General features: G+C 45.4%; 13 protein-coding genes. All 13 read right to left on the bottom strand.

Annotated elements, in window-relative coordinates; all coding sequences use genetic code 11:
- Positions 1-4: 4 nt before the first annotated feature.
- Positions 5-457, bottom strand: coding sequence for a hypothetical protein (locus AB4Z30_RS01315; RefSeq protein ID WP_441922501.1), 453 nt, complete (start codon positions 455-457; stop codon positions 5-7).
- Complete coding sequence (locus tag AB4Z30_RS01310; protein WP_441922499.1) at positions 450-950, bottom strand: RNA polymerase sigma factor; 501 nt, start codon at positions 948-950, stop codon at positions 450-452. Before AB4Z30_RS01310 ends, AB4Z30_RS01315 begins: the two co-directional genes overlap by 8 nt.
- A gap of 310 nt (positions 951-1,260) precedes the next feature.
- Entirely contained in the window at positions 1,261-1,965 is a 705-nt protein-coding gene (locus AB4Z30_RS01305) for a DnaD domain protein (RefSeq protein WP_441922497.1), read from the bottom strand.
- 20 nt (positions 1,966-1,985) lie between these two features.
- Positions 1,986-3,281: an asparagine--tRNA ligase gene (asnS, locus tag AB4Z30_RS01300; RefSeq protein WP_441922495.1), complete on the bottom strand. Its 1,296-nt coding sequence runs from the start codon at positions 3,279-3,281 to the stop codon at positions 1,986-1,988.
- Between the two features lie 102 nt (positions 3,282-3,383).
- The gene (locus tag AB4Z30_RS01295) at positions 3,384-4,589 is read right to left on the bottom strand and encodes an acetate/propionate family kinase (RefSeq protein ID WP_441922493.1); all 1,206 of its coding nucleotides are present in this window, start codon (positions 4,587-4,589) and stop codon (positions 3,384-3,386) included.
- Positions 4,586-5,458 (bottom strand): 3-hydroxyacyl-CoA dehydrogenase family protein, encoded by an 873-nt coding sequence (locus AB4Z30_RS01290; protein ID WP_434750591.1) that lies wholly within the window; start codon positions 5,456-5,458, stop codon positions 4,586-4,588. Before AB4Z30_RS01290 ends, AB4Z30_RS01295 begins: the two co-directional genes overlap by 4 nt.
- 133 nt (positions 5,459-5,591) lie before the next feature.
- Positions 5,592-7,094: an AAA family ATPase gene (locus AB4Z30_RS01285; protein ID WP_441922490.1), complete on the bottom strand. Its 1,503-nt coding sequence runs from the start codon at positions 7,092-7,094 to the stop codon at positions 5,592-5,594.
- Positions 7,087-7,614, bottom strand: a complete 528-nt coding sequence (locus tag AB4Z30_RS01280) for a hypothetical protein (RefSeq protein WP_441922488.1) — start codon at positions 7,612-7,614, stop codon at positions 7,087-7,089. Before AB4Z30_RS01280 ends, AB4Z30_RS01285 begins: the two co-directional genes overlap by 8 nt.
- A 327-nt stretch (positions 7,615-7,941) precedes the next feature.
- Positions 7,942-8,472 (bottom strand): DUF5590 domain-containing protein, encoded by a 531-nt coding sequence (locus tag AB4Z30_RS01275; RefSeq protein WP_441922486.1) that lies wholly within the window; start codon positions 8,470-8,472, stop codon positions 7,942-7,944.
- A gap of 45 nt (positions 8,473-8,517) precedes the next feature.
- Positions 8,518-9,825 carry an amidohydrolase gene (locus tag AB4Z30_RS01270; protein ID WP_441922484.1) on the bottom strand — a complete coding sequence of 436 codons (1,308 nt, stop codon included), beginning with the start codon at positions 9,823-9,825 and terminating at the stop codon, positions 8,518-8,520.
- A complete protein-coding gene (locus AB4Z30_RS01265; RefSeq protein WP_441922482.1) occupies positions 9,809-10,465 on the bottom strand; it encodes a redox-sensing transcriptional repressor Rex in 657 nt (218 codons plus the stop codon). The genes AB4Z30_RS01270 and AB4Z30_RS01265 overlap by 17 nt, the downstream gene beginning before the upstream one ends.
- 210 nt (positions 10,466-10,675) lie before the next feature.
- Positions 10,676-13,537 carry an ATP-dependent DNA helicase DinG gene (gene dinG, locus AB4Z30_RS01260; RefSeq protein WP_441922480.1) on the bottom strand — a complete coding sequence of 954 codons (2,862 nt, stop codon included), beginning with the start codon at positions 13,535-13,537 and terminating at the stop codon, positions 10,676-10,678.
- Between the two features lie 143 nt (positions 13,538-13,680).
- On the bottom strand, positions 13,681-14,328 hold the full coding sequence (locus AB4Z30_RS01255) for a tetratricopeptide repeat protein (RefSeq protein WP_441922478.1): 648 nt from the start codon (positions 14,326-14,328) through the stop codon (positions 13,681-13,683).
- Positions 14,329-14,354 lie beyond the last annotated feature (26 nt).

Below are 14,354 nucleotides of genomic sequence, written 5' to 3'. Positions count from 1 at the left end.
CTAATCAAGGTTTGGGTTTAAAGTTATCGAGCCACGAGGTAGCTGCCTCCGTCCATTTCTCAGTAAATGAACCTGCAGTGTCACCTTCTTGGAATTTATGATAAGGAGCCATCTTGTCAAACAGTCCGGAAGAGAGAAAAATTAATGTCAAACAGGCTGCCACGGTGTAATGAAATACTCGATGTTCAAACCATCTGCGGTTCCGTCCGCCTCGAGAATTACGCGCTTTGCCATCAGAAGCCAAGCTCTCAATTCGGTTCATCACGGATTTTGTAAAATCATCTGAATTCGGTAATACAGGGTGATCTTGCTTCAACTCCAAAGCTTCAAGATATCTTGCCATCGCATCTGGTTCGCTCAGCAGAAACTGCTCCATCTGGACTGCTTGATTGCCGCTAGTTCGGCCTTCAATATAGTCCGTCCACTGCTGTACGGTATACACCTCTTTTTTACTCACGCCACTCCTCCTCCTTCCAATGATTTCGTATCCACTGTCTGGCTCGGTATAACCTTGATTCTACCGTTTTTACAGCCACCTGAGCCTCATGGGCAATTTGCTCATAGTTTTTCTCGCTCAAATAATACGCGGTAATAATGTCACGGTGCTGGGCAGGTAGCCGATTAATTCGTTCACGAAGTTTCTCCTGCTGTTCTTCACGAATGATACGGGTTAGAACGTCTTCATCCCGTCCTGGCAGATTTACAATATTGTCTTCTCCGCCCAGATCTTCAGCACTGCGTCTGCCCAGCTTGCGTTTGGCATCAATAGCCTTGTGAAAAGCAATACGTGATATCCACGTCTTGAACCCTTCGGATCGGTAATCAGGGAGAGATTTATAAATCTGAATGAACGCCTCCTGAGCGGCATCCTGTGCATCCTGATCGTTACGTAAGACAGAATACGCAACATGATAGACATGCTGGCTGTATTTGTCGATCAGAAGACGCATTTGGGATGCATCCCCTTGACGGATTTGTTCAATTACGAGCGCTTCGTCAATAACTCTCCCCTCCTCTCCACTTCTATAGACGACGACTGGTCAAGTGACCCCTGCAACTTTTAATAATTTTTTATTAATAGTCTCCCCATGGGATATTCTGGTTATATTCTTTGATTCTACTGAAGTCTAGTTAAGCTATTAAATTTCCTCAATGGAAACGTGATATATCCTTAGATAAAGCTAATGGCAATCCAATGTATTATGGAACAAAATAACATCAAAAAACAGGCACAGAATGACTTCTGGCCTGTTTAATGAATTAACGTCCGCCATTGCGGAAACGTTGCGTATACGCTTTGGCATCCTGCACATTTTTTACGCGATTCCTGCTCCACTCCAGCAAGATTCGATCAATGTACCTGAAATGCACTTTCCCTGCAAACACCGCTTCCTTCAAAGCCATCAGAATCAGTTCTTCCTGATAGCGATCTTGATCCAGCCAGCTGGATATCGTCTCACACTCCATTGGCGAGAGAGGCCGACCAAATTCCTTTTCAAAAATAGAGAACATATTCCGCTCTTCCTCTTCTTTTTGAACACTGTTCGAATCTAGACGTGATGCGTTGCTTTTTTGTTGTTCAGACCGGGCCTGTGATACTTCTTCTGCAGTGCACATGGCAAGCTTGGCATACAATCCATGCAAGTCATATCGTTCATACTGAATATCCCGCTCTTCGTCCCGATGCTCATCTATGGTAATATAACCATCTCTCATCAGACGCTGTAGCATTCTGGCAATACCTTCGGGAGCAAGTCCCATCCGGGTTGCAAGCTCTTCAAGAGTTGGGAATTCATTGAATTCTGCCTGACGGAACCCTAGCAACTGAATCAGAAGCAATACCTCTGAATCAGATAAACCAAGCTGATGATAAGAACGCAATAAGGCATACGGCAATTGAGCTGTACCAGCGGCCATACCATAGGCAGCTCCACTTAACCAAGCTTTGGAGGTCATGTCTTCCATATATTCTTTTCCGTTCAACATTAAGGGTACAAACGATAGAGCATACGAGGGAATGCAATGGTCTCACGAACATGGTCAAGTCCACAGATCCAAGCTACCGTGCGCTCCAATCCCAGACCGAAACCGGAGTGAGGAACCGATCCATATTTACGCAGATCCAGGTACCACTGGTACGCTTCATCTGAAAGGTTATGCTCTTCAAAGCGTTGTTGCATCAGTTCTGGATCATCGATACGCTGTGATCCACCAATGATCTCACCATAACCTTCTGGCGCAATCATGTCCGCACACAGAACAACTTCAGGGCGATTTGGATCTGGTTTCATATAAAATGCTTTGATTCCAGCCGGATAGTGCGTAATAAATACAGGTGTATTATACTTTTCGGCAATCGCTGTTTCATGTGGTGCACCGAAATCTTCTCCCCAAGGAATGTCGAAGCCTTGTCCGTTCAAGAACTCAATTGCTTCGTCATACGTAATGCGCGGGAATGGAGCTGTAATGCCCTCCAGTTTGGATACATCACGTCCGATAGATTCCAGTTCAGCACGGCAATTTTTCACCACAGATTGAACCACATGTGCAATGAATTTCTCTTGTACGCGCAAGCTTTCCTCGTGATCCACAAATGCCATCTCTGGCTCGATCATCCAGAACTCAATCAGGTGACGACGTGTTTTGGATTTTTCTGCACGGAATGTTGGACCGAAGGAGTACACTTTGCCCAGTGCCATCGCTGCTGCTTCCATATATAGTTGTCCACTTTGCGTCAGATACGCATCCTCATCAAAATATTTGATATGGAATAAGTTCGTTGTTCCTTCCGCTGATGAAGGTGTCAGAATCGGCGGGTCAACCTGCGTGAATCCGTTACCATCAAAAAACTGCTGAACGGCGCGGATAATCTCTGCACGAATCACCATCACGGCACGTTGCTTGGTGGAACGAAGCCACAGATGGCGATGATCCATCAAGAAATCAACACCGTGTTCTTTCGGTGTAATCGGATAGTTTTCAGTTAGATGAATGATTTGAACCCCTGTAACGGTCATCTCGAATCCAGATGTGCTACGCGGCTCTTCACGTATAATACCTGTAACGTAGACAGAACTTTCTTGCGTCAAGCTTTTGGCATCATTCCAAATGTCTTCGCTAACTTCACTCTTCACTACAACACCTTGAATATATCCCGTTCCATCACGCAGCTRCAAAAACTGAATTTTACCGCTGGAGCGTTTGTTATTAATCCAGGCGCCGATGGTTACTGTCTCACCCACATGCTCATTGACATTACGAATTACACAATTCGTATCCATGTTCACATCTCCCCTTGGTTCCATAAATTTGAAAATGCAGCGGACAGGTGTAACCCTGCCCTCTGCACTTCCTTGTCATCCTGTATTTACTTTACAGTTAGATTACTTAGAATTCAATACGATTCGGTGGGTATCACGTGCAATAACCAATTCTTCATTCGTAGGCACTACAAGAACAGCTACTTTTGAATTCTCGGTTGTGATACGGCGCGGTTCACCCGAACGAATTGCATTCAATGCATCATCAAGTTCAACACCAAGGTATGTGAGTTGCTCACACACTTTTTGGCGAAGAACAACGGAGTTTTCACCTACACCTGCAGTAAACACAATTACGTCTACACCGTTCATTGCCGCAGCATACGAACCGATGTACTTACGCAAGCGGTATTCGTACATTTCAAAAGCAAGCGTCGAGTTCGGCTCGCCTTTCTCCATACCTTCTGTAATCTCACGCATATCACTGCTGATCCCGGAAATTGCCAGAAGACCACTGTGTTTATTCAGCATGGAGTTCACTTCACTTACACTCAGTTCTTCTTTGTTCATTACATAAGGCACGATAGCTGGATCAAGGTCACCACTGCGTGTTCCCATCATCAAACCTTCAAGTGGCGTCATTCCCATCGATGTATCCACAGATACGCCGCCTTTAACTGCCGTCACACTACCACCGTTACCTACGTGGCAAGTGATGATTTTCAAGTCTTCTAACGGACGGCCAAGATACTCCGCTGCCGTTTTGCTTACATAATCATGCGATGTTCCGTGTGCACCATAACGACGTACTTTGTATTTTTTGTAAAGTACACGTGGAATAGCATACAGATAAGCATGTTCAGGCATCGTTTGGTGGAACGCTGTATCAAACACCATTACCTGAGGCACACCTGGCATATTCAATTCAGCCGCACGGATACCCATCATTGCTGCCGGGTTATGAAGCGGAGCTAGGTCGAACAATCGACGAATTTCAGCTTTTGCAGCATCGTCCACCAGTGAAGATTCTTTAAAAGCTTCACCGCCGTGTACAACACGGTGACCCACAGCCTGAATTTCGCTCACAGAAGCAACCACACCATGTTCTTTATCTGTCAAAAGATCAATGACTTTACGGATTGCAGTCGTATGTTCCAGAATTTCACTAACTTCCGTGACTTCTTCGCGCCCTGTCGGCTTATGCGTCAGAATGGAAGAATCCATCCCGATCCGCTCTACCAACCCTTTTGCAAGCACAGATTCATCTTCCATATTATACAATTGATATTTGAGCGAGGAACTCCCCGCATTAATTACGAGTATATTCACAGCCGGTCACCATCCTTGTCGTACTTGAAGAATCCTTCTCCTGATTTCACGCCCAGATGACCTGCACGCACCATTTTCTTCAGGACAATCGAAGGACGATATTTCAGTTCTCCGAATTCACGGAACATTCTTTCGAGAGCTGCTTCAACGGAATCAAGTCCGAAACGGTCAGCCATTTCGAGTGGTCCATGCTGAAAGTTATAGCCGATACGCATTGCATCATCGATGTCTTCAGCAGAAGCTACACCTTCTTGCAGAACGTGCAGCGCTTCGTTGATCAGCAGGCAGATCAGACGAGAAGTTACAAACCCTGGGGATTCATAAATCATAACGCCTTTTTTATCTACAACTTCTTCAACAAAACGGCGAGTTTCTTCGAATGTAGTATCCGACGTTTTCAGTCCACGAATAATCTCTACAAGATCAACCCGGGATACCGGATGAATAAAGTGCATACCAATAACACGCTCTGGGTACTTGGTCGAGCTTGCAAGCTCGGTCAAACTCAGCGTGGACGTATTACTTGCCAAAATAACATTGCTTGGACATACCTGATCCAATTGATTGAAGACTGCTTTTTTAGCTTCCAGATCTTCCGAGATCGTTTCGATAACCATATCGCAAGAGCCGAGTTCAGCCAAATGTCCAACTTTGGTAATTCGGGAGAGAATCAATTTCTTCTCCGCTTTGGTAATGGCCCATTTCTCCAGTTGTTTATCCAAATTCGTCTCAATCATGTCATATGCATGATCAAGCTTCTTCGTAGTGTGTTCCACCAGAAGCACATCAAGTCCTTTGGCCGCGAGCATCTGGGAAATTCCTTGTCCCATCGTACCGCCGCCGACAACTCCTATTTTTTTGAAAAACATGGTTCTGCTCCATCCTTTCGGTTCTCTATTTCTCTATTGTACCCTGTTCGCCGAAAATTACAAATTTCGACCCAACAACTAATAATATCTTAGCACGACTGAAATGTAAAAAAAAATAACCAGCATAAAGAAATTATGCTGGTAAACGTGCACTGTCACGAAATTGACAACGAAATTGTTCTCCTGACAAAACTTCCTCACGCATCAGAATGTCGAGTGAATTGTCGAAAATTGACCGTTGCTCTTCAAGCAGGCGTTTTGTTTGCTCCATTAGTTCCTGGAGAATGACTTTATTTTCTCGCATCAGCTCTTCAGTAGTCACCATATCCATATTCACAATCCCAAGTGACGTCAAACCGGATGCCATCATCGTCTGTACTACATTTGTCGCCTGTTCAAAATCATTGCGCGAACCAGTGGAACGCCCGCCGTAGTACATCTCTTCCGCTGCTGCACCACCCAGTGCAATCATGATTTGCTCCTCTAGGAAACGTTTCGTATACAAAAACTGCTCCTGCTGCGGGTTATGACGCACATATCCAAGTGCCTGACCACGCGGACTAAGTGCTACCTGACTTACACTTCCAGGGCGCACAAGCTCTGCCATAATGGCATGTCCAAGTTCATGAATGGCCACTCTTTTCTTTTCCTCGACGCTCGACTCACGATCGGTTTTCTCACCCATCATCACTTTATCAATCGCAAGAGATAAATGACGCTGTTCGATGGTAAGTAAACCCTCACGCATCGCATAGATTGCTGCTTCATTCATGACACTTTCGAGCTGTGCACCTGAGAATCCGTAAGACTCTTCGGCCGTTTTTTCCAGATTCACTTCCTGCGTCAGCGGTTTGTTCACTGCGTGTAGCTCCAGAATGTGTTTTCTACCTTTTTTATCTGGTAAATCCACCTGAATATGACGGTCAAAGCGACCTGGACGTGTCAGTGCACTATCAAGCATCTCTTTACGATTGGTAGCTGCAATCAGCAATATTCTAGGCGTATCGGATGTATAGATACCATCCATCTCCGTCAGCAACTGATTTAAGGTCTGATCATACTCACGCTGTTGTCCACCTTCACGTTTACCGCCAATCACATCAATCTCATCGATAAAAATGATAGCATTCTCCTTGTTTTCCTTCGCAGCCCGTGTTCGGGCATCCTTGAACAAGTCTCGAATTCTGCTGGCACCTACACCTACATACATTTCGACAAACTCACTGCCTGATGCAGCTACGAAAACCGAATCCGTGTAATGAGCCGCTGCTTTAGCCATCAATGTTTTCCCTGTTCCCGGAGGGCCCGTCAGCAAAATACCTTTCATTGGCCTTATCCCAAACTTCTGTATTTCTTCATGGCGGATCAGAAAGTCAAGCGCTTCTCTTAATTCCTGCTTGGCGCTATCCTGACCTCCAATTTCTTCAAACGTCAGTTTTGAAGGTCCTTTTTTCTTCCGTTTACGTTCTTGTCCAGCACCTACCGTGATTCCACCGCGCATCTGCATCATGAATAACAATCCACCAACCAGCAGTGCTGCAATAAGAATCGGAACGATATTCACCCCGATAAAAGCAAGAAAAATGATAACAACTGGGACAAATCCTATGGCTGCTTCTTTTGTCCATTTAGGCATTAGGCCACACTCCTATCTGACCGGGTACACGCGGCAGTATAATGAACTTGCTGGCTTCTCCGTCTCGCAGACTCACATAAACATTGTTGTCATCCATCGCCGTATTAACTTGAATTCCCCCTGTCGCCATCTTGGACAACGTCGGAGTAATCTCGGCGTATTGTTTGTTCTCCATCGCCTGTGCTACAGTAAACATGGCATCTCCCCACCAGTTTTCAAGCGCCTCATTGGAGTGGTCAACGACATCCAGTTTGAGCGCACGGGAGCCGATCAGATTCTGCCCTTCTCTATGAATATATTGCACCAGTCTACCCAAATCTACATTCGGCTTTAAATCAAGTTTCATTTGTACATCATTGCGGTTAATAGTTAACTGAACACTATTAACACCTTCGTACTGAGTAACCATCTTTTCAATTGGGCTCTGTACGGCTACTTGACGGTATATGAACCAACCTCCAAACAACAGGACGGCAGAAACAATAGCAGTAAGAACAATAGGCAATACTTTCAGCTTCAAATGAATTACCCCTCCCAAAATTGAGCCTATCCTCGTTCTACAGGCTTATATATTTAGTTGTACATGATGGTCTGCAACGTTATTTGCAGATTTATTTGCGTTTTTCGTTAACTTTAGTACATATCTGAGTATATCACATCGTATATACAATTTCGAAGGCGAAAATATGAATAAATTAATAATTTTAACTATTTCATTTTCATTCATTGGTTGGAATGCGAAAAAACCGGTTCAGTCGGTTTCCCGTCTGCCGGTTTTTTTGCTTATTGTTATGAGAAACTAATTTGAATTGACCAATCTATTGATCATTACTAGAGTATAACGAGGTTAGCTGTTAGGTAACGTATATACCAAATCGACCTGCTCTCCGTTGCTAAAGCGGTAAAACCGATAATAGTTATGAGTATCATCCTTATAGTACACTTGCCATACATAGATATTGTTCACGACGCCTGGCATGATGCGTTTGATCTCGCCGCCCGGCACGTCGGAGCTGAAACGATTGCGAATCTGCGTTTCGGACATGCCATTCTGCAATAACTCACTATGCACACCTGTAGCGTCTTTGACAGGCTGATTGTTATTATCAAACTTGACCCAGACCATGATATCCTGATTATCTTTGTTTTTGGCTGTCATCGTCCAGTAAATGTTGTCAGCATCACTTTTTTCGCCCCACACGTACTTTCGCAGCTCATCGGGAGATGTAATTCCCAGCTGGTTCTGTGCCGCCTGAATCGCCAATGCCTCTTCCTGACGCTGATCCTGCGTGACGTAGATATAATATTGCTGAAGTCCAAACAAGATCAGAACGAGAACGAGCAGCGATATCCAAATCCACTTCTTTTTTTTCTTCAAGAGTTGAACTTCCTTTCCCTAAAAACTGCGCATTTCAGGTTCTTCTTAACGAGCAAGCAGTTGATCAAAGGCCAACTGGGATTCCCGCAAAATGCGCTCTTCATCCAGTGTCAAACATTCACCATGTTTTACAACTTGTTTACCATCTACCCATACATGTTCCACATCTTTTGCCGAAGCCGAATAGATGGCATGGGAAATCAAATCCGTTTGAGGATAGAAGTGAGCCTGTTCAATGTTGAGCGCAATAAAATCAGCCTTTTTACCAACTTCCAATGCACCAGTATCGTTCAGGAAGATCGACTTCGCACCGTACGCTGTTCCAAGAAGCAATGCTTCCCCAGCAGGCACGGCGGTTGGGTCACCCGATACTCCTTTATGAATTAAAGCTGCCAGTCTCATTTCCTCAAACATATCCAGATTGTTGTTGCTTGCCGGTCCGTCTGTTCCAAGAGACACGGTAACACCTGCTTTTAACAGAGCAGGCACACGGGCAACACCCGATGCAAGTTTCAAATTACTTCCTGGATTATGAGAGACAGCTACATCATGACTTGCCAAGATCTCGATCTCTTCGTCGTTCAGATGCACAGCATGAGCTACGAGTGAAGGACGCGAGAAGAAGCCATGCTTCTCCAAATGCGCCACAGGACGCAGGCCGTAATCGGTCACATTCTGCTCCACTTCACGTAATGTCTCAGACATGTGCGTATGAAGTGGCAGGTTTAAATCATGTGCTACCTGTACAAGCTTCTCTATGTAATCTGGAGGGCATGTGTACGGTGCGTGCGGAGAGATTACGGTTGTGATGCGTCCATCCGCTTGTCCATTCCATTCACGCGCAAATGCAGCGGACTCTTCGAGCTTTCGCATCTGCTCTTCTTCGGAGCACAGTCCAATGACACCACGAGCCAGCGCAGCTCTAGCCCCTGACTGTTCAACCACTTTAGCCACCTGATCCATGTGGTCATACATGTCCAGGAAAGCTGTTGTTCCACCTTTTAACATCTCAAGCACCGAAAGGGATGCTCCCCAATACACGTCCTCTGACGTCATTTTCGCTTCCATTGGCCACATTTTTTCTTGCAGCCACACTTGTAGTGCCAGATCATCACCATGCCCACGAAGAAGAGACATCGCCGCATGACCATGCGTATTGATCAGACCCGGCAGGAAGAACAGTCCTTTTCCATCTACTTTGGATAGGTTCTCGTCTCCATCCGGCAACGTCTCACCAATATGCACAATCTTGTCATTCTCAATGACCATATACCCTTGAACCACAGTCCAGTTTGCACCTTCATTGACTGCGAACTTACCATTGTGGATTACCCATTTATTCGTTGTTGTCATCTTGCTCTTCTTCCTTCCCATTTTCCAAATAATAAGCCAAGCTGAGCAAATCCGTTGTAAAATCAGCATGATGAATGCGGACATGCGGAGGCGTTTTTAGAATCGTTGGTGCAAAATTCAAGATCGCTTCAATCCCTGATTCAATCAGTTGATCGGCAACGTTCTGAGCTTCTATATCCGGTACGGTAATAATGCCGATACGGATGTTATCTTTCTGTACCGCTTCCGTAAGATCTTCCATCGGTTGAACCGTCAGGGTGTTGATTTTACTGCCAATCTTTGGCCCAAAGGAATCAAAAATAGCTACAATTTTCATATTGTCCTTCAGATATGCATTGTAATTAGACAATGCGTGTCCGAGATTACCGGCTCCCACCAGAGCTACATTAATTTGCTGGTCTATTTTTAAAATGTGACGAATCTTCTCAATCAGGTAAGAGACGTCATACCCGATCCCTTTGCGACCAAAATCTCCGAAATAAGCCAAATCTTTGCGGATCTGAGCCGGATTCAGATCCAGTCGCTGCCCAAGCTCCTGTGAGGAAACCGTTGTTACCTCACGCTGAACCAACTCGTTCAAATAACGTAAATATACAGGTAAACGCCTTACTACTGCTTCTGATATTTTTTCCGATTTCATTCCTGCTCCCCCTTACCATTGCCACGATAAAATGTAATAAATATTGAAAAGATGAGCATTCTGTATACATGCAAAATCCATGCATTATTCTTCATACAGAATGCCCGTATTTTTGGGATTATAAGTTCCATATATGCGTTGCCTTTTAGAAGTCTTCCTCGAGTTTAACGTCATGTAGATGTGCAATGCAATATTATCGCCTAAAAATCATTAATTTTGCTTTTCACTTGGGCGATCAAGCCATTCTGCGATGCGTGGAACCATCTGTTCAGTGAGCATATGCTCCATTTTGGGTCCCGGCAGTGAATAGAGGAAGTACTTGCCGTAATAAGCCTCAATCACTCGTGTATCATACACAATGACGATACCGCGATCCTTCCCCGTCCGAACAAGCCGGCCAAATCCCTGTTTGAAACGGATGACTGCCTGCGGCACAGACAGCTTCATAAATGGATTTTTTTTCTGCTCTTGCAACAGCTCACTCTTCGCTTCCAGAAGCGGATGGTTAGGCGGCTGGAAAGGCAGTCTTACAATGGCAAGACAGGTCAACGCTTCACCCGGAATATCCACACCCTCCCAGAAACTGCTCGTTCCCAGTAGAACCGCTGCTTTGGCATCCTGAAAGCGTCGGGTCAGCTTTGAACGATTTCCGCTGTCAACACCCTGCCCCAGCAGCGAGATGTCATTTCCGGACAAAGCCTCTTTGAGCGGCTCGTAAACTTGTCGAAGCATTTTATAAGAAGTAAACAGCACCATCATACGTCCTTGGGTAGCTATCGCTGTTTCGGCAAGAGAATGCACCAGCATCTGTACAAAGTGTGCATCTCCTACACTGCCTTTCAGACTCGGGAAATCACGCGGTATCACTAACAATGCCTGTTCCCGATAATTGAACGGAGAAGGAAGCATTGAAGTCAGAAGCCGATTATTGTCGGCAGCTTCCTGCAGGCCCAACTGCTCAATCATGAACTGGAATGACTTATCTACCGATAGCGTAGCCGAAGTAAGTACAACGCTTTTCTTTTTATCGAAAAACATCTCTTTCAGTTGTGCACTTACATCTACCGGAACAGCATACAACTGAAGTGACTTGCTGCGGAATTGACCACTCGCCTCCATCCAGTACACCGTCTTGGCATCGTCCATACGCATGAAGAACCTTAAATTCTCCTTCATCGTGGTCAGATCTTTCAATAGTCCGGTGATATCCGTGATCAGACTGTCGGCCTGATAATCATCTTGATCTTCTTTTACTTCAAGCAGTAGTTTGTCACCCTTGCGCACCAAATCACCCAATGTCACGTAGATCTGGTTCTCCAAATCCTGCAACTCCTGCCACTTGGCGGGCTTCTGAGACGCTTTAAGGCGTAGCGAGAACTGTCCAGTCTCCCCTGGAGAAGCATCACTCCGTTCAGGCAAAAGACCAAACAGAGCATCGCTCAGACGATCCCACATTTCCTTCACTTCCACGGCGAGAGGAAACATCTGATCCACCATTGAACCCCACTGTACGCCGTTTTCGTGTCCTGACAATTGAGAGCGAAGCATCGGAAGCTGACCATTACGACTATCTTTAAACAAACGGGTCAGTGTGTGTACGAGCGTAAAATACTTCATGTGAAGCCCCAAATGTTTACCCGCTACATCCTCAAGATGATGCGCCTCATCAATGACCAAGCTTTCGTAAGCTGGCAACAGCTGATGAGCAGCCTTCACGTCTGTGAATAACTTGGAATGATTGGTAATCACAATATCAGAAAGTCCCGCCTCATGTTTCGCACGATGATAAAAGCACTTGCGGAACCACGGACATGATCTACCGAGACAAGACTCGGACTCACTTTGTACCGTTTCCCAGAAATCTCCCCCGCGTGCACTGAGGTTCAATTCTTCATCGTCACCTGTTTCGGTTTGGGTCAGCCATACGATCATTTGTGCTGCCGTGAAGTAGTCCTCTTTCGGCGTAGCAAATTCACGTTTGTTGATTTTGTGTTCGAATTTACGAAGACAGAGATAATGGCCTCTCCCCTTGAACACGGAAGCTTTGAACGGAAAAGGAACCACCTGCGTCAGCATCGGAATATCCCGCTCACGCAGTTGTTCTTGCAAGTTAATGGTGTGAGTGCTTACCATCACCTTCTGTTCTTGTTTTACACTTTCATAAATAGCAGGTAACAAGTATCCCAGAGATTTCCCTGTTCCCGTTCCTGCCTCCAGCAAAAGATGTTTCTGTTCGTCCAGCGCTTGACGAACACTGCCAAACATCTGTGTCTGTGCTTCACGCTCTTCGTAGTGATCCAGTGTCTCTTTCAGGTTCGCTCTCACCTGATCCATAAACTGATCAAAGGTCACACCATCCAGCGGATTCGCTTCTCTTTCATCACGTGGTGCACCAATTTCCGTCCAGTCACTGACGTTAAGCGCCAGCTGACGGTAATACGTATGACCGTCAAGGTCCTGAATCGGTTCTGCTTCCTTCTCTGCACGTAGTCCGTCGAAAAACCAGCCCAGATCACTGTCTTCTGGTGCAAACAGATCGCTAAGCCGCTGAATTGTAATTAACGGCATCTCTCTAAGCTCATCGAGACATTTAAGCAGAACATGAGCTGTTGCCAGTGCATCACTGTCTGCCTGATGAGGACGGTCATGTTCAAACCCAAATTCGGCTGATACATAGCCGAGCTGATATGAACCCAGCGACGGAAATGTAATCTTCAAGAAATCAATCGTATCCAGAATACGGCCTGTGAAAGGCAAATAACCACATCGATCAAGCGCGTTCTGTAAAAAATGAAAATCAAATGCAACGTTATGGCCCACTAGAACCACATCGTCAAGAAGCGGTACCATCTCCATCATCATCTCTTCAAGAGACGGAGCATCCGCGACATCTTCTTCTGTAATTCCGGTCAGCCCTGTAATAAATGGCGGAATTGAAACACCCGGATTTACATAAGAACTATATATTTGAGTTATGCTGAAGTCATGGTCTATGATGGCAAGTCCGGCCTGTATGATTTCACCGTCGGACTGCGTGCCGGTTGTTTCGAAATCCAAAACGGCAAATTTCATTGCAATATACGATCCCTTCCATTCCAGTCTATGTTACAGCATAGCAAAAAAAAGGACATTTGAAAATTAACTGACAAAAAAGCGGTGTTTCCGCCGCTATGCTAAAGGAGGAAACACCGTTCTTTTGTTGCCAAATGTCCAATTCAATTCAGGGCAATTAGCTGGTTTGCATATTGCAGTTTGCCTCTGTTCAGCCTGCAAGCTTCCATATTGTACAGAGGTTCGGTCAACGTCGGGTCGAACTGAAGGGCCTGTGCAAACAGGGAACATGCTGCTTCCGGATTGGAAAGCTTCGCTTGAATACAKCCCAGTGCGTTACATACAAGGCCTTTGAGTCTTGCTGATCCCTTAAGCAGCATAATTTGCTGTAAATGGGTCTCAGACTCAAGCACTTGCTCCAGACTTAAGTGAGCGAGTGCCAGATAAAAGCGGCCCAGAGCGCTATCCGGGTAGTCATTCACCACATGTGAGAATTGATCAATAGCTTGCGGATACATCTGAAGTTTGAAGTATCCTTGCCCACGGCTAAAATATTCCAGATGAAGTTCAGGCAAAGCTGTCACTGCTTCCTGCTCCGGCTCAAGTGAAGCCGGTTTATCCAGCTCCCTTTCCCGAATCTGACTCATCTTTTCTTCAAACATCAGCCATTCATCCAGCATCCCGTCACTCATTCGTTTGAGCAAATTCCATTTTTGTTGCAGCTCCTGTTTGTTCAGACCTTCAGCGGAAGGATAGCTCTTGATAATTTCATCTAACATGTCGTTCATTTCGGCGAAAACATGCTGGAACATCGATGCATCCCCACCCTTGGAAAATG

Source organism: Paenibacillus sp. 2TAF8 (genome assembly GCF_052114825.1).
Classification (GTDB): Bacteria; Bacillota; Bacilli; order Paenibacillales; family Paenibacillaceae; genus Paenibacillus.
The sequence above is the reverse complement of the archived record's forward strand: the minus strand, read 5'-3'. Positions and strand labels throughout refer to the sequence as shown.